The organism is Alcaligenes pakistanensis, from assembly GCF_014652815.1.
Taxonomy (GTDB): Bacteria; Pseudomonadota; Gammaproteobacteria; order Burkholderiales; family Burkholderiaceae_B; genus Alcaligenes; species Alcaligenes pakistanensis.
The window spans coordinates 381035-399734 of sequence record NZ_BMZN01000002.1; the positions used below are offsets into that span (position 1 = coordinate 381035).

The window sequence follows — 18700 nt, forward strand, 5'->3', positions numbered from 1 at the left end:
TTCATAAGGACTGCGAAGAGGGCATGATGCTTTTCTCATGCGCCCAACTCTGCTTTTGAAGAGATATTGTTTGATGTCAGATCTGGAAAGTCACAGCGATCAATTGCACACCGTCTTGGCGCATGTTCAACGTACGTTGAGCGCTAATTTGCGGGCCTTCTATCTACACGGCTCATCTGTGACCGGAGGGCTTCAGCCGCAAAGCGACCTGGATTTACTGGCTGTGGTCGATGCGCCTTTGTCAGATGCCCAACGTCAGGATTTGATTGCGGCTTTACTCTCAGTTTCCGCTCCCCATCCTGCTACGCCGGGCGGCCTGCGGTGCATCGAGTTAGTGGTTTGCTGTCTATCGGATCTTCAAAGTAACACCTATCCCGCCAAGGTGGAGTTTATCTACGGTGAATGGCTGCGGGATGCCTTCAAGGCCGGGGAGCTGTCAGAGACGGCTGCTGACCCTGAATACACCTTGCTTCTGGCCCAGGCCCGTCAACAGGCGCGCCTGCTATGTGGGCAGGATGTGCTGACGACTGTACCGCTTACGTCTCTGGCGTCTATCCGCCAAGCGATGCGAGATGGCCTGGAGTCCCTGTGCGAAGGGTTGGAGGGGGACGAGCGCAATGTCTTACTGACCTTGGCGCGGATGTGGCGAACCGCAGTTCAAGGGGATTTTGTGACTAAGGATCAGGCAGCGGAGTGGGCGATTCCGCTGCTGAGCCCTGAGCTGGCAGACATCTTGGAGCATGCGCGCTTGGCTTATCTAGGCAAGGTGGTGGACAACTGGGTGAGCAGGGCCGAAGAAGTGGAGAAACTGGCGCGGGATTTGGTGAGACGTCTCAAGCTAGTTTTGTGAATGTGCCGCTTAAAGTGATCTTTGTGGAGAGGGCTGGGCGCCAAGCATTAGTCAACCTGCATTTAGCCACTCATCAGTTCTACCAGCCCTATAGCCGTACCTTGTACTTCTTGTGTTTTCCGACCCTTAGCAAGGCCGCAATACCCATCCATCTTCCTTAAATTCCAGCCGCTCCGTCAGTCCAAGATTGCTCATAAAAGCATCGTCATGTGACACCACCACCATCGTGCCCTGGTAGCTACTCAACATCGACTCCAGGGCTAATGTGGAAGGTAGATCCAAGTGGTTGCTGGGTTCATCCAAAAGCAGCAATTGCGGTGGTGGATCGGCGTATAGCACGCAGGCCAGAGCGGCTTTCAGGCGCTCGCCACCACTTAAGGCTCTGCTGGGGCCTGTGACTTTCTGCGCATCCAAGCCTAGCTGTGCCAAACGCATACGCAAGTCACCTTCACTGCTTTTGCGGTTGACCGCCTGTATTTGCTCCAACACGGATTGTTGAGGGTCCAGATCGGCAAGCCCTTGATCCAGATAGACATGCTGAGGCACGACTTTACAACTGCCTGCCAAGGGCACCAGTTGTCCAGTAATGACTTTGAGTAAAGTGGATTTGCCGCAGCCATTTGGGCCGATGACGCCAACACGTTGTTGAGCACTTAATAGCAGATTGATCGGTTTCTGATGCGCAGGGACAAAAGGCAGCTGTACGTCATTTAGTTCCACCACACGCTGGCGTGTTAAGGGCATCAAGGGCAGGGCATGCAGATTGATGGTCTCGTCTTTGTCGATTAATTCAGCGGCCTCATGTACACGCTGGGCAAGCTGCTTTTGGCTGGCGGCATGTAGCTGGCGCAGCTTGCCGGTCGTGGCCTCGCTACGGCCTTTTTGTCTGTCCAGCAGAATCTTGGCCTGATTGGCTTGTTTGCCCTGTTGATTTCCCCGCGCTTGTCGACGCTCCTGCCGCTCGCGCTGCTCCTGCATGCTGCTCTCTGCGCGCTGTCTCTGCAGCTTGCGGTGTTCCAGTTGATCCAGAGCGTTTTGGTGCTCCTGCGCTTTCTGCTCGGCGTAGTGGCTGTAATTGTCACCATAGCTGCGCAGCCCTAGAGACGACAGCTCTACAATGCGTTCCATCGTGTCCAGCAGTTGGCGGTCATGGCTGACCACCAGCAAGCCGTGGGGCCAGTGTTTTAGTTGCTCGATCAAGGCAAGACGATTGTCCCGATCCAGGTGGTTGCTGGGCTCGTCCAAGATCAAGAAATCCGCCTGCGATAACAGGGCATTGATCAGGGACACCCGCATGGCCTGCCCACCGCTTAATGTATCGGCAGGCGTCTCAGCATTCAGGTGCCCCAGGCCATTGCGTTCCAGCGCTTCTTGTAATTGCTGTCTAATGTCCCAACGGTCTTCGATTAGATTGAAGTCTTCCACCGCACTGCTGCCCGTCTCAATTCGGCCGAGAGCATCCAATGTCGGGCCTACGCCTGCTAAATCAGCCACGCGCAAGCCGCTGACCGGGGCCACTTGCTGGGCCAGATAATGGACTTTGCCTGAACGTAGGCAACGGCCACTGCTGGGCTGGAGCTGTCCGGCCAGGATTTGCGCCAGAATGCTTTTGCCCACGCCATTACGCCCGACCAAACCGGTGCGGCGCGAGTCGAAAGTTTCGTTCAGGTGGGAAAACAGAGTCTTGCCTTGTGGCAAGGTATAGGACACGCCTTCCAGCGTCAGATAAGGATTCGTCATACGTGATGCTTCCATTAATGCCAAGAACTCCCCCTGCGTAGTGGGGGCGGGTCGAGACTGGCCGTCGAAGAGACGGCGGCATTAGTGGCGCATTGGACGAAGACCTCGCGGGAAATGAGTCGAAGCCACACTATAAAAGCATTTGGCTTTCAGGGCAAAGACGGCGTCAGTAGTTTGATGTAAATCCAGCCTTAAAAAAAGACGTTTATTTATGGGTTTTTATTGAATAAAGTGGAGCCATACGCGCCGTGCCTGTTGGATGATTTTGATCCTGGCAGCACCCACTATCAAGCAGGTTTCCTTGGTTCCGAGAACCCCGCATTGTCTTGAAGGAATGTCATGAACACGTTCAATTTACCCGCCCGTTCGATTGTGTATGTACAGGATGTGTATTGCGGTTGGTGCTGGGGTTTTGCCGAACGCATGGTTGAGTTCGAGGCGGCCAACAAGCACCGTATTCCCTTTACAGCGGTCTCGGGAGGTCTGTTCGTGGGCGACCGGGCAGCTCCTATGTCCCGTTATCCCTATATTTCCGAGTCCAACGAACGTATCGCTCAGATGACAGGGGCGACCTTTGGGGCCGCTTATAAAGCCTTGGCAGAGGAGGGCACGACCGTCATGGATTCACTGGATGCGGCGACGGCGGTGGCGGTGTTACGTGACCAGGATCCCGAGCGGGCTATTCATTGGATACACGAACTGCAGCAGGCTTTTTACCTGAATGGGTGCAGTCTGTCTGATCAGAAGGTTTGTCTGGAGATCGCCGCTGCCAATGGTTTGGATGTGGAGGCCGTGCGGCGTCATTTGACCGATGGCTCTGGCAAGGAGCAAGCCTTGGCGGACTTTGCTTTGGCGCGGGCCTTGGGCGTGCAGTCCTACCCGACCTTGCTGTTTGTTGATGGCCGAAAAGTGACGCAATTACCGGCTGTCGGCACCCCTCTGGCAACGCTGAATCAGACCTTGGACTCATTACTGGCCTGATCAGAACTCAGGTATACGAGACAGCTTGCTATTGCGGCATCCAGGGTACGCCCGGATGCCGCAATAAGTTTGAAGATAAACAGACTTAGAAGCGGTAAGCCGTATTCAGGTACAGCGAAGTTTGCGAGCTGGTGGCCTTACCGACTTGCGTACTGACACCTGCCCCCAGGGACCACTTGCTGTTTAGCTGACCCACCGTACCCAGTTCCAGCAGGCCTGTGTCGCGTACCCGTTCCTGGCCGGTGGGCAGGTAAAAGTGGCGACTGTTGTAGACGCCATCCTGCAAGCGCGCACCCAGTTGTTCCGCGGGTTTCTTGAATTCGTGCAGCCACTCTGCGGAGGCATACACGGACCACTGATTACTGACAGCCACGTTGATTTGGTAGCCCAGGCTGCTTTGTACTGAGGTCTGATCCTGAGCATCAAAACCCATCGAAGTGGATAGGCCCTGACCATCTTCCGACAAGGCTTTGATCTTGGATTTCTGCATGCTCAGGCTCAACAGTGGGCCATGGGTAACCGTCCCGGCCTGCCAGTCGTAGCCCGTGCTGATCTTACCGCCGTACTGCTTACCACCCGCTTTGGCCTGGTGCTCGCGCGTGGCAGAGCCCAGACGCAGATGGCGACGAGTTTTGTTATCCAGGTCACTGTAGAAAATCTGAGCGTTGACCCACAGATTATCGGACTGCCAGCGCCCGTACAGACCGGCTGACTGGCGCTTCTGGCTGTAGGTCCCTTCTTCGTCTGTATCGCCATCCAGATTTTCGTAAGAGAGGTAGGCACCTACCGTCCAATCATCTAGGCGTTTGTCCAAACCCAGTTTCCATGCTGCCTGTGTACCATCCAGTCGTGAGTTCGCGCTGCTGTTATTGCGGTTGACCGCCTCTCCCTGGAACCAGACCGACAAGTCCTTGTCCTGCGATGAGCTCACTGTTTGCAGACGACGATCAATATGCTGCATTTGCATTTGACCGACCGTGTTCGCGGCGGAGGCCAGCATGGCAACCTGACTGGGAGCGCTGACGATGGCGTGGGCATAGTCGGCAATGACAGCATGGCCACCTGCAGTGGGGTGTACGCCATCGGCAAACAGATACGTTTGGTCTGCACCGGGAGCGACCAGATCGGCTGGTGTGCACAGGCGGGAGGACACACTGCCGCAGGCTGCCGTGTTGACGTTACTAAAACCATAGGCTTGCGGGTTCGCGGCGACTTCGTGCAAGAGTGCCGAAACGTTCATCGGAATGATGTTGGCTGGACTGCTATTTAATTGTTGAGTAAACGCTTGGTTGTAAGTGTCACTGAGCAAGGTGGCTATTCCAGCGCCGATAGCCGAGCCGGAAAATTCCGGGGTCATGCCTAGATCGGGGATATTGGGGACCAGAATGTAGCGCGCACCGGCTTGTGACAGTGTATTGATCAATGCTGCTTGATTGCCCACGGAGTCTGCCACGATTTGGGACATATTGAGCGGATCTTGCACTACGGCAAACAGGTCATTGGCGCCACCCCACACGCTGTACAGCGCTTGTCCGTCCAAACGCCCGTTGTGCGCAGCCAGTAGCTGTGCAGTTTGTGTCGTCATGGCGGGCAGGGGCGGGTTGGTGGGGCCCGGAGCGCTAGTGGGGTCAAGCAGCTCATCCACAGCGACCCGAGCGCCACCCACGGCGTAGTTGCTGCCGCTCTGACTGCTGGGGTCAGCCCCGGTTCCCAGTTTTTGCGCCAGCACTTGCGACCAGACCTGGCCAGGGTTGGTGGTGAAACGGGAGCCGAATTGGCCGCTGTCGCTCAGGCTGTCACCGATAAAGTAGGTATTGGAGAAAGTTTGGGCCTGTGTGCCAGTGTGTAGGGCCAGTAAAGCCAAGGCGAGACAAGTTTTTTTCATGGATCAGCCAATAAAGAAAGAGTCCCCGAGTGACATTTTCTGAACAGTCCTGTGCTTTTTTTATCGTGGTGCTCAGTTTGGAAGAGGGACTTGGGTGAAATAGGTAGATAAAAAAATCATCGGATCACCTCCATCATAGTGACAAGGCGTTTATTTTTGACACAGACGGGCACACGGTGTTGAGAACAAGATAAACGCACAATAGGATTGGCTGTCTCTAAATAAAAAAACGCCATGCTGTTGCATGGCGTTCCTTTACTCGATTCTGTGTCGTTTAGCCGCGTACTAACGGCGCCACACACACATCCGGGTTTTCGGCCAAAGGCACGAATTTCATGCTGCCGCCATCATAGGCATCGATGGTGCCAGATTCAATGTCGTAGACCCAGCCATGCAGCGTCAGGCGGCCTTCGGACATGCCCAGGCGCACCGAGGGGTGAGTCTGGATATTGGCTAGCTGGGCCACCACGTTTTCGCGCACCATGGACGAAATACGATCTTGTTCGCTGGCGTGCTTGCGCGATTCGTTCACCAGGCGGGCCGAGTCCGCGTAGCGCAGCCAATGGTCTACCGCCGGCATGTGGTCCAGGCACTGACAGGTTGCAATGGCCGTCATGGCGCCACAATCGGAGTGACCACAGATCACAACATCTGTCACACGCAGGGCGGAGACAGCGTATTCCACCGAGGCTGTCACCCCACCGGGTTCCGGGCCATAAGAAGGCACGATATTGCCTGCATTACGAATCACGAACAGGTCGCCGGGTTCACGCTGTGTCACCAGCTCGGGAACCAAACGGCTATCGGAGCAAGAGATAAACAAAGCGCGAGGGTTTTGCTGCGTGGCCAGATTTTTGAAGAGCTTGGCGCGCTTGGGATAGGCTTCCCGTTGGAATTTCAGGAAACCGTCGATAATGTCTTTCATCCTTGTCCTTGTTGTTCGGCTTAGGCAGAAGATTACCGCTTCATGGTCATAAGGTAAAATACCGATTTCTGATGCTTTGCATTGGGTTTACTTATACGAAGGCCCCTTATGCTTTTGCGCCATCTTAATTACTTTCTGGCGGTTGCTCAGTATCAAAGCTTTACCCGCGCGGCGCGGGCCCTGCATGTGTCTCAGCCTGCCTTGTCGCAACAGGTGCGTCAGTTGGAAGAACACTTAGGCGCGCAACTGTTTGATCGTACCGGTCGTTTGGTGCGTTTGACTGATGCCGGCGAGGTGTATCTGCGCTATGCCCGGCAAGCTTTGCAAGACCTGGAAGAAGGGCGGCGGGCCTTACATGATGTCAGTGATTTAAGCCGGGGCTCTTTGCGGGTGGCGGTAGCCCCTACCTTCACTTCGTATCTGATCGGTCCCTTGGTCGAGGCCTTTCACCGGCGCTATCCCAATGTGCGTCTGGTGTTGCAAGAGATGCTGCAAGAGCGCGTGGAAACCCAGTTGGTCGAGGACGAACTGGATATCGGTATTGCTTTTGAAAAACCGACCTCAGCAGCGGTGGAGTTTCAGCCTTTATTGGTGGAGACTTTGGCGGTGGTAATGAGCCGGACCCATCCTCTGGCCGAGCGACGCAGCATTGATAGAGACACCTTGATGCGTGAGTCCCTGGTCTTGTTGACGCCGGAATTTGCCACACGTGGGCAGATCGAGCGGCACTGTCGCCAGCATGATCTGGACTTGAAGGTCTCGATGGAATCCAATTCGCTTAACGCGGTGATTGAGGTGGTGCGGCGCACCGGTTTGGCAACCTTATTACCAGCTGCCATTGCTAATAATAGCGAGTATCTGGTGGCTGTCAGCCTTGACCCGGCCCCGCCGCAACGGCGGGCTATTTTGATGCAACGTAAGGGTGCTTATCAGTCTGCGGCGATGCGCGCCTTTATTGAGCTCGCACTCAAATACGGCGCGGCATCGACGTTTTAATTCAGTCAACTTGTAGAGCTATCCTTACGCTCTGCTCCGGAACCTCATAGAGTCACCGTGACACTCTGTTCCAGGGGACGAAGCTCGCTTTCTACGGCGGGCTGACTCTGGCTTAAATGGGCGACTAAATCCACCGTGGTGGAGATGCGCGTCAACATCAAACAGGCTACCTCGCCACTGGTAACACGGCTGCTATGCCAGCAACCGGGTCGCATGCACACGCCTTGTCCTTGAGGAATTCTGAAGGCTTTCAAGGTGCTTAGGTCCGGGCCGCCCTCAGGCTTGCTATCTGCCACGATATGGATCACTTCACCAGTCAGCGGGATCAGGGCCTGCTGCGTCAACAGGTGGATTTCCAGGGCCGTGATGTTGGGATCCTGGATGCGGTAATTGACCCATAAAACTTCGGTCTGACCACCTGGTCCTGTGTCAAAAGCATGTTCATGCCAGAAGTCGGTTGCGGCATTGCTAAAGGCGGCTGCAGCGGGTGCTGTGGCTAAACCTTTACCCAACATCCAGCCATAAGGAGCAAATGCTTCGGGGTTCAGAGACTGGGGCGTCAGGGTGATAGGGGTGTTCATGGTCAATCACTCAAAAAAAAGCGGTAAGGCAGCATCTTAGCAAGAATGCTACTTCCCACTAGGATTGGCCTAGATCAAAAAGCTCGGACATCTCTTGGGTTTTGCGGAACTAAGTGAGGCATCCCCTGTCTTGAAAGAGGCTCGTCTTTACTTAGCGAGCTAAGCAAGCCGCCTTTATGCATAGGCGGCTTCGCTCTGTCTGCTTTCTTGATAAGGGGTTGCTGTGCTCCAAGCTGTTTCGCTGACCTGTAGACGGGGCCAGCGCCGTGTGTTCTCCGAGCTAAGCCTCAGGCTTGATGCTGGCCAATGTTGTTTGGTCAGTGGGCCCAATGGCAGCGGCAAAACCAGCTTGCTGCGCATCCTGGCCAATATCACCCAGGCCGATGAAGGCCAACTGATTTGGCAGGACCGGCCCGTGCACCGCAACGACAGCGATTATCGACAGCAGGTGGTGTACGGCGGCCATGCCCCTGGGCTGAATGGCAGCTTGTCAGTCCAAGAGAATCTGGACAGCCTGCTGTTGCAAGACGGGGTAGCCCTGAAGCAGGAGGCCTGTGACCAGGCTCTGCTGAGCGGTGGTTTGCTGGCATACCGTCGTGTCCCTGTGCGGCAGTTGTCGGCAGGGCAGCGACGTCGTGTTTTTTTGGTTCGCTTGTCCTTGAGCAATCGCCCTTTGTGGATTTTGGACGAGCAACTGACCGCGCTGGATAGTGCCGGTCAAAAGTTTTTGGGTGAGTTGATCGCGCGACATCTGGAAAAGCAGGGCGCCGTCATTCTGACCAGCCACCAGACCTTGCCGTGGAAGCTGGATGTGCAACAGCTGGATCTGGGGCGGGCATGTTGAGTCTTTTTTTGGCCTTGATGAGGCGCGAATGGCGCTTGGCTGTGCGCCGTCCTGGCGATGTCTTGATTCCCCTGGTTTTCTTTCTGGTGGTGTGCAGCCTGTTTCCCTTGGGCGTAGGGGCGGATGCCGCTTTGCTGTCCAAGATGGCACCCGGCGTACTGTGGGTATCGGCTTTGCTGGCCACCATGCTCTCGCTAAGCCGCTTGTTCGAGCAAGATGAGCAGGATGGTGCGCTGGAGCAGGTTCTGTTTTCCCATCTACCTCTTAGCCTGTGGGTCTTGGGCAAGGTCTTGGCCCATACCTTGTTGACGGGTGTCCCTTTGCTGTTGCTGGCTCCCATTCTGGGGCTGCAATTTAGCTTACCCACGTCCAGCCTGGGTGTGTTGATGCTGTCACTGGCCTTGGGTTTACCTGTGTTGACCTTGTTGGGGGCCATTGGCGCTGCCTTGGTACTGGGCCTGCGCTCGGCAGGGGTGTTGCTGGCTTTACTGATTTTGCCCTTTTACGTTCCCGTGCTGGTGTTCGGGGCGGGGGCGGTGCAAGCGGTTCAGGCCGGATTAGGCGCGCAAGCGCACTTGTCCGTTCTGGCCGCTTTTTTACTGTTGGCTTTGTTTTTTGCGCCGCCTGCGACAGCAGCTGCTTTGCGTCTTGCTCTTGAGTAAATTCCATGAACTTTTTGTATCGCTACGCCGCCCCTCAAAACTTCTATGTCCTGGCCGGACGCATTGTGCCTTGGGCCGCCATCCTGGCTTTGCTGCTGTTTGTCCTTGGCGCCTATGTAGGTTTTTTCCTGGCTCCCACTGACGCGCAGCAAGGCGAGGGCTACCGCATCATTTTTCTGCATGTACCCGTGTCCTGGATGTCCATGCTGATTTATCTGGCTATGGGCTTTTGGTCTTTGCTCTGTCTGGTGTTCAACAGCCGGACCGCCGCCATGATGGCCGCTGCACTGGCTCCCACAGGCGCAATCTGTACGGTCTTGTCGCTTGTCACCGGAGCCTTGTGGGGCAAGCCCATGTGGGGTGCCTGGTGGGTCTGGGACGCCCGCTTGACGTCCGAGCTGTTGCTGCTGTTTTTGTATATGGGCTTCATGGGCTTGCGCGGTGCGATCGACGATCCGCGCCGCGCGGATAAAGCCGCCTCCATTTTGGCCTTGGTCGGGGTGGTGAATATACCCGTCATTTATTTCTCGGTGCAGTGGTGGAACACCTTGCACCAAGGGGCTTCGGTATCGCTGACCAGCTCACCCTCTATGGCCACCGTCATGTTGACGGGCATGTTGCTGATGAGTCTGGCCATGTGGTGCTACAGCATTGCCATCGCACTGTACCGGGTGCGCAATTTGATTCTTGAACGTGAGGCGCATACCGCCTGGGTTCGCAACTTGACGGAGGGCTGATGATGCATTGGTCGAGTGTGGGCGATTTTTTCGCTATGGGCGGCTACGCCGTGTATGTGTGGGGCTCGGTTCTGGCCTGTACCGTGTTGATGCTGGGCGAAGTGCTCAGCGTCCGGGCAGGGCGGGCACGTGCCTGGCAACGGGTACGTGATGAGCGTGCCCTGGGAGACAGCCGCCATGACTAAACGACAGAATCGTCTGGCCTTGATCCTAGGAGCCTTGGTGGTGCTGGGGGCTGCTACGGCTCTGATTTTGAATGCTTTCCAAAGCAGTTTGGTGTTCTTTTTCACGCCTACCGAAGTTAGCGAAGGAAAGAGCCCGGAAAACCGTACGTTTCGGGTGGGAGGCATCGTGCAGATGGAAAGCATCCGCCGGGGCGGTAATCAAGGCATGGCCGTGAACTTTGTGATCACCGATGGTGCGGCCCTGGTGCCGGTAAGCTACACCGGCATTTTGCCGGACCTGTTTCAAGAGGGGAAAGGCGTGGTTGCCCAAGGCCGTTTAAACGAGCAAGGTCATTTTATGGCTGAAGAAGTGCTGGCCAAGCACGATGAAAACTACATGCCACCCGAGGCCATGCACGCCATGGAACAGGCTGAGCGCGCCAAGCAAGGAGCCCAGCCATGATCCCGGAGCTTGGGCACTTTGCCCTGATCCTGACCTTTGTGCTGGCGCTGACCCAAGGTGTGGTGGCTTTATACGGTGCCTGGCGCGGCAATCTGGCCTGGATGGCGTTTGCTCGCCCAGCGGCGCGTTGGCAGTTCGGTCTGGTGGCCTTTAGCTTATTGTGTCTGGCCTGGTCCTTTGTCAGCTTTGATTTCTCTGTGGCCTATGTGGCTCAGAACTCCAGCACTAAGCTGCCTTTGTTCTATCGCATCGCTGCGGTGTGGGGCGGGCATGAAGGCTCGCTGCTGCTGTGGATGTTCATGCAAACGGGCTGGGCTTTTGCGGTCAGTATTTACTCGCGTTCCTTGCCGGAAGCCATGTTGGCTCGTGTGCTGGGGGTGTTGGGCCTGATTACCGCCGGTTTCCTGCTGTTTGTGTTGATCAGCTCTAATCCTTTTGAGCGCATGTTCCCGGTTCCGGCTGAAGGTCTGGATCTGAATACGCTTTTGCAGGATATCGGCCTGATTGTTCACCCGCCGCTGCTGTACATGGGCTATGTGGGTTTCTCCGTCGCCTTTGCGTTTGCAATTGCGGCCTTGCTGGCAGGCCGTCTGGATGCCAGCTGGGCGCGTTGGTCACGTCCCTGGACAACGTCTGCCTGGTTGTTCCTGACCTTGGGCATTGCCGTGGGTAGCTGGTGGGCTTACTACGAGCTGGGTTGGGGCGGTTGGTGGTTCTGGGACCCAGTGGAAAACTCCTCTTTTGTCCCTTGGTTGGCGGGTACGGCCTTGATTCACTCTCTGGCGGTGACAGAAAAGCGCGGCAGCTTCAAGAACTGGACGGTTTTGCTGGCCATCAGCACCTTCTCCCTATCGATTTTGGGGGCGTTTCTGGTGCGCTCGGGCGTGCTGACTTCGGTCCACGCTTTTGCCACTGACCCTGCACGCGGTGTGTTCATCCTGGCTTTGTTCGCGGTCATCGTTGGTAGCTCGTTGATTCTGTTTGCCTGGCGTGCCCCTCGTGTAGGCGCCGGTGGGCAGTTTGCCGTGGTGTCGCGTGAATCCTTGTTGCTGGTGAATAACGTCTTGCTGGTGGTCGTAACTGGCACCGTCTTGCTGGGCACTTTATATCCGCTGATTATGGATTCGCTGGGGCTGGGCAAAATCTCGGTGGGCCCGCCTTATTTCAACAAGGTCTTTGTGCCCTTGATGATTCCGGCTTTGGTTCTGATTGTCTTTGGTGTGATGGCGAATTGGAAGCGGGCCAGCTTTATGGATATGGTGCGTCAGCTGGCTCTGGTGATTGTGTTCAGCGTTGTGCTGGGTGCGGCCATTCCCTTGTTCTACGGCCAGTGGCAGGGCACAGCGGCTTTGGGTGCTGGCTTGGCGATATGGATTGTGCTGGGCAGCTTGTTTGATGTGGTCAAGCGTGTGCGTGCCACCCGTTCGGGCGTGTTTTCGCAGCCACGCAGCTGGTTAGGTCAGCATCTGGCCCATATTGGGGTAGCGGTGTTCGTTTTGGGTGTGACCATGGTCAGCCATTACGAGACGGAAACCGATGTCTTGCTAAAGCCCGGCCAGACTGCTCAGGTGGGGGCCTATGATGCTCGCTTCCAGGGCGTACACATTGTTCCTGGCCCAAATTACTCAGCGGAGCGTGGCACGGTTGAACTGTTGCAAGACGGCAAAGTGGTCTCCACTTTGCATCCGGAAAAACGCACCTATCTGTCCTCGGCCTTGCCGATGACGGAATCGGCCATTAATGCCAATGGTTTGCGTCATATCTACGTGGCGCTAGGTGACAACTTTGAGCAGGGCGGCTGGAGCGTGCGGCTGTACTACAAACCCTTGGTGGACTTTATCTGGCTGGGTTGTTTGTTGATGGCCTTTGGGGGCGGATTGGCAATCAGTGATCGACGTTACCGTGCCAAACAAACTCGTACAGCGGCACAGAGCAAACCTTTGGATAAGCAGGTGCAGGCATGAACCGTTTTACCGTCCCCTTAATCGGGTTTGTACTGCTGTTGGTGTTCCTGGGCATAGGGCTGACCTTAAAGCCCAGCGAAGTCCCGTCGCCTTTGGTCGACAAGCCGGCTCCGTCTTTCAGCTTGCCCCAACTGCACAATCCGGAAGCCAGTTTTTCGGGCGAGCAAATGAAGGGTCGCGTCTGGCTGCTGAACGTCTGGGCATCTTGGTGCTATCCGTGTCTGACTGAGCATCCTTTCATCAAAGAGTTATCCACCAAGCACAAGGTGCCGGTGGTGGGTTTGAACTACAAGGACGTACCCGAGGAAAGCCGTGAGTGGTTGCTGCGTAATGGCAACTCGTACGAGGTTTCCGTCATGGATAGAGACGGGCGAGTAGGTATTGATTTTGGGGTATACGGGGTTCCAGAAACCTTCGTGATCGACAAGCAGGGCATTGTGCGCTTCAAGCACATAGGCCCTGTGTCGCGCGAATCCATGGAGGAAACCTTGTTGCCTTTAATTCGTCGTTTGGAGCAGCAGCCATGATGATGCGTCAGTGGATGGCGGTGCTGGCAGCCTGCTTGTGGCTGTTCGTGCCGTCTGCTCAGGCCCAGTCGGGAGGACAGGGCGCTCAAGAGTCGGTGATGCTGGAAATTGCTGCCGAGCTGCGCTGTCTGGTGTGTCAGAACGAATCGATTGCTGCCTCGCGTGCTGAGCTGGCCGTGGATCTGCGCCAGCAGATTATGGAGCAGCTGGGGCAGGGGCGTAATCCGGATCAGATTCGTGACTATATGGTGGATCGCTATGGCGACTTTATTTTGTATCGTCCGCCGCTCAAGTCCTCTACCTTGTTGCTCTGGTTCGGGCCAGCGCTCTTGTTGCTGACTGGTTTTCTGGTCTACGCCTTGACCTTGCGCCGTCGTCGCCGTGCTGGCGAGGTTGCGGACCTGACCGATCAACAACGTCGTCAAGCCGATGCCCTGTTGCAGGGTTCTTCTCGGGATGAACAATCGTGACTATTGCTTTTTATATTGTGGCTGCGCTTCTGGTGCTAGCGTGCGCGGCGTACTTAATGTTGAGCGTCAAGCGCAAACCGGCCTTGCAGCGGGTGGTGGAGCACAAGCAAGCCAATCTGGCGATCTTGCGCGAACAGCTTAAGGAAATCGAAAGAGACAAGCTGGCAGGGGTGTTGTCGGCCCAGGATTTTGAGCAGGCCCAGATGGATTTGCGTCAGCGTGTGCTGGAAGAAAACGAGGGGTTAAAAACCGAACCTGCGCTGCAAAATGGCGCACCCAAGTTGGCCTGGACCTTAATGGTCAGCATTCCGGTCGCCGCAATTGCCCTGTACTTCTATCTGGGTAATCCGGCCATGCTGGACCCGAGCGCCTTGCAGCAGCAAGCCAATGCGCAGCCCGTGGATATTGAGGCGATGGTGGCCCGTCTTGAACAGCGCCTGAAAGAAAATCCGGATGACCCCGGCGCTTGGCTGATGATGGCTCGTTCACATCGCTACTATGGGCGTCACCAGGAAGCGGCTGAGGCGTATGCCAAGGCCATGCCTGTGGTGGACGGGGACCCCGCTGCCTTGGCGGAATATGCAGAGTCCATGCTCCTGGCGGGTATGGATACGCTGGATGGTTTGCCAGGCCGTTTGGTCAAGCGTTCGCTGGATTTATATCCTGAGGAGCCCTTGGGTTTGATGCTGGCGGGAGCAGCCGCTCTGCATAAGGAACAGTACCCGGCAGCCATCGACTACTGGCAGCGTTTGCTGGCGCAATTTCCGCCGGACTCTGAGACCGCCAAGGTCGTAAACCAGGGCTTGCAGCTGGCACGTGAACGTATGCGCCTGCCTGCCAACTCTACACCGGAACCCGCTACGGCCCCCTGATATGGAACTTGTGTCTTTGGATTTGGGCGTCATTGCCCTGATAACGGCGTTTTTGGCGGGGATGGCCTCGTTTCTGTCCCCTTGCGTCTTGCCGTTGGTTCCTGGTTACTTGTCGTATCTGGCCGGAGATGGGCAGGCCTACACCGAGGTCAAGCGCAGCCACTTGCTGGGGCGCAGCCTTTGCTTTGTAGCGGGTTTTTCGCTGGTGTTCATTGCCCTGGGCGCCAGCTTGTCCTATCTGGGGCAAATGCTGATGTCCTACCGGTACCAGCTGAACATAGCGGCTGGGGTGATGGTGGCCTTGGCAGGCTTGAGCGTGATGGGTGTGTTGCGCATGCCCATGGGCCTGCAACGCTATTACCGTTTTGAATCAGGCAAGGCAGCTGGCCCCGGTGGGGCCACGGTGATGGGCTTGGCTTTTGGCTTTGGCTGGACGCCTTGTATTGGCCCGATTCTGGCCGGAATTTTGATGATGGGGGCCAGTACCGCCAGTGCAGGTAAAGCCAGTGTTTTGCTGTCCGTCTATGCTTTGGGTTTGGGCGTGCCTTTTATTTTGGCGGCCTGCTTTTTGACCCCCTTTTTGCAGCGCATGACAAGCATCCGTCGGATTGGCCGTTATATTCGTTGGGGGGCGGGGTTGGTGTTAATTGTGATGGGTTGGGCTATGGCAACCGGTGAGTTGGCTCGCTTCGCCATCTGGGTGTTGAAAGCCTTTCCTGTTTTGGGGCAGCTGGGATAAGGCCCGTCAGTCACTCGACATTACAACCGGATTCGTGAGGGGGGTACGCAGCGCTCCAGCAGTACCTCAGCAGAACGTCAGCAGGAACAAAAAAGGCCGGTTCATACCGGCCTTTTCATTTGCTCTGCATGATGCACGCCTTAGCGGCGTGCCGTACTTACAGGGCGCTGGGCGTGTAGCCCGCTTCTTCGATCACTTTCAGTGCCTGAGCGCCATCCAGACCTTGAACAGTCACTTGGTGTTTATCCAGATCAGTGCTGACGGTGGCTTGAGGGGCGACGGCCTGAATGGCTTCGGTGATGCTGCGTACGCAATGGCCGCAGGTCATGTCGGGAACGGAGAAGGTGGACATAGCTGACTCCTTTAATAAAAGTAATGGAGCCAGCTTAAGGCTTACCACGGTGGCAAGGTCAAGCGCTGTTTTTTTAAAACAGGGCAGGGGCGATCAGGCGGACCTGATCCAGTTCTGGATTACCCAGCCATTGAATCTGGCTACTGGCCAACCCGGTACCGGACTCCTTGTTTTCCACAAAGGCGCCATGGGCCATCGTCTGCTTTTGGGTGTCCAGCAGGACGACATAGCTTGCGCTGGTGCAGTCATGCGGCTTGCAGCCTTGGAACAGTTGGTAGTTGCGGCCATCCAGGGAGACGGTTTCGCCGGGCGAGGCCGTGCCGAACTCTTTTACCCAGCTGGCGTTTTTAGCGACGTCCTGCATCAGGTTTTGATATTGCTGGGCCACTTGCTTGCTGGACTTGGCCAAATCAGCCAGATAAACGGATTCCGAGGACTGTGCGTGGCTCAAGAAAGGAACGAGCAGGGCGCTGGCCAGCGCAAGGCGGCACAGAGAGTGGGAAATACGCATGGGATCTCCAAGAATGGGGCGAGTCCTGAGTTTAGCAGCGGGCTTGGCAGGGCATTGTTAACAAAATTAAGGAAAACGTGCATAAACGGCCATCCGTCCAGTCGTTATAGTGCTTATCGGTCCGGGAGATTGGCAGGGACGCGAGTTTCTTGTCGAATTAAGCGGACATTTATGAGGTGTAGGTAAAAACCACAGCTTGCCAGCAAAATTGTTTCATAACTAAACTATTTATAAATGAATGGTTGGCATAGTTGAATTTGTTGTTCGATCTGCTGTGCATCTTAAATAAAGACAGCCTACAAGCGCGGTGGCGCAAGGAGATAATATGAAACGTATTGCATTGACCGTGGCTTTGGCCGCGGCTTTTGGCGGTTCTTTGGCTCACGCCGATACCATCAAAGTGGGTATGGCAATGGACACCTCGGGTCCTTTTGCTGCCGTCGGTGGTGAAGTTCGTGATGGTTTTAATCTGGCCATCAAACAACTGGACGGCAAGCTGGGAGGTTTCCCGGCCGAGTTCATTGCGCAGGATATGGCCGGTAACCCCGACCAGGCCCGCCAATTGGTCAATCGCTTCGTTCAGCGCGACAAGATCGACTTCTTTACCGGTCCCGTAGGTTCCAACGTTGCCCTGGCAGTGGCTCCCGCCCTGTTCTCGGCCAAAGTGCCTTATCTGACCAGCAACCCAGGCCCCAGCCAATTGGCCGGTGCCGGTTGTAATCCGTACTTCTTTGGCGTGTCTTACCAGAACGACGCCTTTGACGAAGCCGCCGGTAAAGTGGCTGCGGATCGCAACTATGAAAAAATGTTCATCATTGCCCCCGACTATCCAGCAGGCAAGGATCACCTGACTGGCTTTAAGCGCGGTTACGGCAAACCGGTAGGCGATGAGCTCTATACCAAGCTGGGCCAGATCGACTACTCGGCTGAGTTGGCGCAGATTCGTGCTGCCAAGCCTCAAGCGGTGTTTTTCTTTCTGCCTGGTGCCATGGGCATCAACTTCATCAAACAGTTTGTGGCTGCTGGCCTGAACAAAGATGTGGTTCTGCTGGGCCCGGCGTTCTCCGGTGATGAGGACATCATCCCTGCGGTGGGCGAGCCTATCCTGGGCATGTTGAATACCGCCCAGTGGTCGCCAGACCTGGATATTCCTGCCAACAAGACCTTTGTGGACGAGTTCCGCAAAGCCTATGACGGCCGTTATCCCTCGGTCTACGCCGCCCAGGCTTATGACGTGATTTTGGCTATTGACGCCGCCGTCAAACAAGTCGATGGCAAAGTGTCCGACCGCGATGCTGTGCTCAAGGCACTGAAAGCCGCCGACTACAACTCGGTTCGTGGCCCATTTACCTACGGCAACAACAACTTCCCGATTCAGGCTTACTACCTGCGTGAAGTGGTCAAGGATCAGGACGGACGCCTTGTGAACCGTATGGTCAGCAAAGTGTTTGACTCCTACCAGGACGTCTACGCCAAAGAGTGCAAACTTAATTAAGATTCACAGGTGGTAAAAGCATGTCGCTCATTCTGATTAGCGAGCAATTGCTGAATGGTTTGCAATTTGGTTTGATGTTGTTTCTGATTGCCGCGGGCCTGACTTTGGTCTTCGGCATTATGGATATCATGAACCTGGCCCACGGCTCCCTCTATATGGCGGGAGCCTATGTGGCCGCGGAAACCATGCAGCGTACAGGGTCTTTTACCGCCGCCATTGTGGTGGCGGTAGCGGTAACAGCCCTGGTCGGTATTGCCTTGGAAATTCTCATTCTGCGCAAGCTGGTCACCCGTGACCACTTGGCCCAGGTATTGGGAACCTATGCCGTTATTTTGATCGCCAATGATGCGGTCAAGATGATTTGGGGTCCAACCCCCGTGATGTTGAATATGCCTGCCTTGTTGTCTGGGCCGGTAGAACTCTTGCCTGATTTCCTTTACCCCGCCTTCCGGCTGATGATTATTACGGTTGGTCTGTTAGTTGCGCTGGCTTTATATGCCTTCGTGACCAAAACACGAGCTGGGGTCTTGGTGCGTGCCGGAGCCTCCAACCGACAAATGGCCACCCTGATGGGGGTGCGTGTCCCTATTCTGTTTCTGGGCGTCTTTACCCTGGGTGCTGCGTTGGCCGCGCTGGCCGGTGCCTTGTTGGGCCCGATTACGGCCGTTCAGATCGGTATGGGCGAGGATATTCTGATCCTGGTTCTGGTCTGCATCGTGATCGGCGGGATTGGCTCGATTCGTGGCGCGTTCGTAGGCGCTTTGCTGGTGGGGATGGTGGATACCGCTGGCCGTGCTTTCTTGCCCATGTTGCTGCGCAATGTCTTCCCGGCTGATGTAGCCTCCAGCGTAGGCCCCACGATTGCTGCCATTTCGATCTATGTCCTGATGGCCGTTGTTCTTGTTTTCCGTCCTTCGGGCCTGTTCCCGGCGCGAGGTTAAT

General features: G+C 55.8%; 21 protein-coding genes. 15 read left to right on the forward strand and 6 right to left on the reverse strand.

The window, feature by feature from the left end; genetic code table 11:
- The first annotated feature begins 73 nt into the window (after positions 1 to 73).
- Positions 74 to 850, forward strand: a complete 777-nt coding sequence (locus IE156_RS06690) for an aminoglycoside adenylyltransferase domain-containing protein (protein ID WP_229841070.1) — start codon at positions 74 to 76, stop codon at positions 848 to 850.
- A 126-nt stretch (positions 851 to 976) separates the two neighbouring features.
- On the opposite strand, the gene IE156_RS06695 is transcribed toward IE156_RS06690, so the two are convergent.
- The gene (locus IE156_RS06695; RefSeq protein WP_189391757.1) at positions 977 to 2590 is read right to left on the reverse strand and encodes an ABC-F family ATP-binding cassette domain-containing protein; all 1614 of its coding nucleotides are present in this window, start codon (positions 2588 to 2590) and stop codon (positions 977 to 979) included.
- 339 nt (positions 2591 to 2929) lie between these two features.
- Between IE156_RS06695 and IE156_RS06700 the strand changes: the two genes are divergently transcribed.
- Complete coding sequence (locus IE156_RS06700) at positions 2930 to 3571, forward strand: DsbA family protein (RefSeq protein ID WP_189391758.1); 642 nt, start codon at positions 2930 to 2932, stop codon at positions 3569 to 3571.
- A gap of 85 nt (positions 3572 to 3656) precedes the next feature.
- Here the strand turns inward: IE156_RS06700 and IE156_RS06705 are convergent, their stop codons facing one another.
- Both IE156_RS06705 and IE156_RS06710 read right to left on the reverse strand, forming a co-directional pair.
- Complete coding sequence (locus IE156_RS06705) at positions 3657 to 5456, reverse strand: autotransporter outer membrane beta-barrel domain-containing protein (RefSeq protein WP_189391759.1); 1800 nt, start codon at positions 5454 to 5456, stop codon at positions 3657 to 3659.
- 274 nt (positions 5457 to 5730) lie between these two features.
- The gene (locus IE156_RS06710) at positions 5731 to 6381 is read right to left on the reverse strand and encodes a carbonic anhydrase (RefSeq protein ID WP_189391760.1); all 651 of its coding nucleotides are present in this window, start codon (positions 6379 to 6381) and stop codon (positions 5731 to 5733) included.
- Between the two features lie 108 nt (positions 6382 to 6489).
- On the opposite strand from IE156_RS06710, the gene cynR reads away from it, so the two are divergent.
- Complete coding sequence (gene cynR, locus IE156_RS06715; RefSeq protein ID WP_189391761.1) at positions 6490 to 7377, forward strand: transcriptional regulator CynR; 888 nt, start codon at positions 6490 to 6492, stop codon at positions 7375 to 7377.
- Positions 7378 to 7421: 44 nt separating this feature from the next.
- Here cynR and IE156_RS06720 read toward each other — a convergent pair whose 3' ends face one another.
- Positions 7422 to 7958 carry an ureidoglycolate lyase gene (locus IE156_RS06720; RefSeq protein WP_189391762.1) on the reverse strand — a complete coding sequence of 179 codons (537 nt, stop codon included), beginning with the start codon at positions 7956 to 7958 and terminating at the stop codon, positions 7422 to 7424.
- Between the two features lie 223 nt (positions 7959 to 8181).
- Here IE156_RS06720 and ccmA point away from each other — a divergent pair, with 223 nt between their 5' ends.
- Genes ccmA through IE156_RS06770 form a run of 10 tightly spaced genes read left to right on the forward strand, consistent with a single transcriptional unit; the run spans position 8182 to position 15400 of the window.
- Positions 8182 to 8802, forward strand: a complete 621-nt coding sequence (ccmA, locus tag IE156_RS06725) for a cytochrome c biogenesis heme-transporting ATPase CcmA (RefSeq protein ID WP_189391763.1) — start codon at positions 8182 to 8184, stop codon at positions 8800 to 8802.
- Entirely contained in the window at positions 8796 to 9464 is a 669-nt protein-coding gene (ccmB, locus tag IE156_RS06730) for a heme exporter protein CcmB (RefSeq protein ID WP_189391764.1), read from the forward strand. Before ccmA ends, ccmB begins: the two co-directional genes overlap by 7 nt.
- Positions 9465 to 9469: 5 nt before the next feature.
- Positions 9470 to 10201: a heme ABC transporter permease CcmC gene (gene ccmC, locus IE156_RS06735; RefSeq protein ID WP_189391765.1), complete on the forward strand. Its 732-nt coding sequence runs from the start codon at positions 9470 to 9472 to the stop codon at positions 10199 to 10201.
- Positions 10201 to 10386: a heme exporter protein CcmD gene (gene ccmD / locus IE156_RS06740; RefSeq protein ID WP_081045431.1), complete on the forward strand. Its 186-nt coding sequence runs from the start codon at positions 10201 to 10203 to the stop codon at positions 10384 to 10386. The genes ccmC and ccmD overlap by 1 nt, the downstream gene beginning before the upstream one ends.
- A complete protein-coding gene (gene ccmE / locus IE156_RS06745; protein ID WP_189391766.1) occupies positions 10379 to 10828 on the forward strand; it encodes a cytochrome c maturation protein CcmE in 450 nt (149 codons plus the stop codon). Before ccmD ends, ccmE begins: the two co-directional genes overlap by 8 nt.
- On the forward strand, positions 10825 to 12792 hold the full coding sequence (locus IE156_RS06750) for a heme lyase CcmF/NrfE family subunit (protein WP_189391767.1): 1968 nt from the start codon (positions 10825 to 10827) through the stop codon (positions 12790 to 12792). Before ccmE ends, IE156_RS06750 begins: the two co-directional genes overlap by 4 nt.
- Positions 12789 to 13319 (forward strand): DsbE family thiol:disulfide interchange protein, encoded by a 531-nt coding sequence (locus tag IE156_RS06755; RefSeq protein WP_189391768.1) that lies wholly within the window; start codon positions 12789 to 12791, stop codon positions 13317 to 13319. The genes IE156_RS06750 and IE156_RS06755 overlap by 4 nt, the downstream gene beginning before the upstream one ends.
- Entirely contained in the window at positions 13316 to 13789 is a 474-nt protein-coding gene (locus IE156_RS06760) for a cytochrome c-type biogenesis protein (protein ID WP_189391769.1), read from the forward strand. Before IE156_RS06755 ends, IE156_RS06760 begins: the two co-directional genes overlap by 4 nt.
- 17 nt (positions 13790 to 13806) lie before the next feature.
- Positions 13807 to 14661, forward strand: coding sequence for a c-type cytochrome biogenesis protein CcmI (gene ccmI / locus IE156_RS06765; protein ID WP_268248105.1), 855 nt, complete (start codon positions 13807 to 13809; stop codon positions 14659 to 14661).
- A gap of 1 nt (position 14662) precedes the next feature.
- A complete protein-coding gene (locus IE156_RS06770; protein ID WP_189391771.1) occupies positions 14663 to 15400 on the forward strand; it encodes a cytochrome c biogenesis CcdA family protein in 738 nt (245 codons plus the stop codon).
- Between the two features lie 157 nt (positions 15401 to 15557).
- On the opposite strand, the gene IE156_RS06775 is transcribed toward IE156_RS06770, so the two are convergent.
- Together IE156_RS06775 and IE156_RS06780 are read right to left on the reverse strand one after the other, a co-directional pair.
- Positions 15558 to 15752, reverse strand: coding sequence for a heavy-metal-associated domain-containing protein (locus tag IE156_RS06775; RefSeq protein WP_189391772.1), 195 nt, complete (start codon positions 15750 to 15752; stop codon positions 15558 to 15560).
- A 73-nt stretch (positions 15753 to 15825) separates the two neighbouring features.
- Positions 15826 to 16263, reverse strand: coding sequence for an Ivy family c-type lysozyme inhibitor (locus tag IE156_RS06780; protein WP_189391773.1), 438 nt, complete (start codon positions 16261 to 16263; stop codon positions 15826 to 15828).
- Between the two features lie 325 nt (positions 16264 to 16588).
- Between IE156_RS06780 and IE156_RS06785 the strand changes: the two genes are divergently transcribed.
- Together IE156_RS06785 and IE156_RS06790 are read left to right on the forward strand one after the other, a co-directional pair.
- Positions 16589 to 17758, forward strand: coding sequence for an ABC transporter substrate-binding protein (locus IE156_RS06785; protein ID WP_189391774.1), 1170 nt, complete (start codon positions 16589 to 16591; stop codon positions 17756 to 17758).
- 20 nt (positions 17759 to 17778) lie between these two features.
- Positions 17779 to 18699 carry a branched-chain amino acid ABC transporter permease gene (locus IE156_RS06790; RefSeq protein WP_189391775.1) on the forward strand — a complete coding sequence of 307 codons (921 nt, stop codon included), beginning with the start codon at positions 17779 to 17781 and terminating at the stop codon, positions 18697 to 18699.
- Position 18700: the final 1 nt, after the last annotated feature.

Coding starts and splice junctions, on each gene's coding strand:
- ccmE (WP_189391766.1), top strand. CDS start 10,379: ATGACTAAACGACAGAATCGTCTGGCCTTGATCCTAGGAGCCTTGGTG.
- ccmD (WP_081045431.1), top strand. CDS start 10,201: ATGATGCATTGGTCGAGTGTGGGCGATTTTTTCGCTATGGGCGGCTAC.
- IE156_RS06710 (WP_189391760.1), bottom strand. CDS start 6,381: ATGAAAGACATTATCGACGGTTTCCTGAAATTCCAACGGGAAGCCTAT.
- IE156_RS06695 (WP_189391757.1), bottom strand. CDS start 2,590: ATGACGAATCCTTATCTGACGCTGGAAGGCGTGTCCTATACCTTGCCA.
- IE156_RS06790 (WP_189391775.1), top strand. CDS start 17,779: ATGTCGCTCATTCTGATTAGCGAGCAATTGCTGAATGGTTTGCAATTT.
- IE156_RS06770 (WP_189391771.1), top strand. CDS start 14,663: ATGGAACTTGTGTCTTTGGATTTGGGCGTCATTGCCCTGATAACGGCG.
- IE156_RS06775 (WP_189391772.1), bottom strand. CDS start 15,752: ATGTCCACCTTCTCCGTTCCCGACATGACCTGCGGCCATTGCGTACGC.
- cynR (WP_189391761.1), top strand. CDS start 6,490: ATGCTTTTGCGCCATCTTAATTACTTTCTGGCGGTTGCTCAGTATCAA.
- IE156_RS06705 (WP_189391759.1), bottom strand. CDS start 5,456: ATGAAAAAAACTTGTCTCGCCTTGGCTTTACTGGCCCTACACACTGGC.
- IE156_RS06780 (WP_189391773.1), bottom strand. CDS start 16,263: ATGCGTATTTCCCACTCTCTGTGCCGCCTTGCGCTGGCCAGCGCCCTG.
- IE156_RS06700 (WP_189391758.1), top strand. CDS start 2,930: ATGAACACGTTCAATTTACCCGCCCGTTCGATTGTGTATGTACAGGAT.
- IE156_RS06760 (WP_189391769.1), top strand. CDS start 13,316: ATGATGATGCGTCAGTGGATGGCGGTGCTGGCAGCCTGCTTGTGGCTG.
- IE156_RS06720 (WP_189391762.1), bottom strand. CDS start 7,958: ATGAACACCCCTATCACCCTGACGCCCCAGTCTCTGAACCCCGAAGCA.
- ccmB (WP_189391764.1), top strand. CDS start 8,796: ATGTTGAGTCTTTTTTTGGCCTTGATGAGGCGCGAATGGCGCTTGGCT.
- IE156_RS06785 (WP_189391774.1), top strand. CDS start 16,589: ATGAAACGTATTGCATTGACCGTGGCTTTGGCCGCGGCTTTTGGCGGT.
- ccmC (WP_189391765.1), top strand. CDS start 9,470: ATGAACTTTTTGTATCGCTACGCCGCCCCTCAAAACTTCTATGTCCTG.
- IE156_RS06750 (WP_189391767.1), top strand. CDS start 10,825: ATGATCCCGGAGCTTGGGCACTTTGCCCTGATCCTGACCTTTGTGCTG.
- IE156_RS06690 (WP_229841070.1), top strand. CDS start 74: ATGTCAGATCTGGAAAGTCACAGCGATCAATTGCACACCGTCTTGGCG.
- IE156_RS06755 (WP_189391768.1), top strand. CDS start 12,789: ATGAACCGTTTTACCGTCCCCTTAATCGGGTTTGTACTGCTGTTGGTG.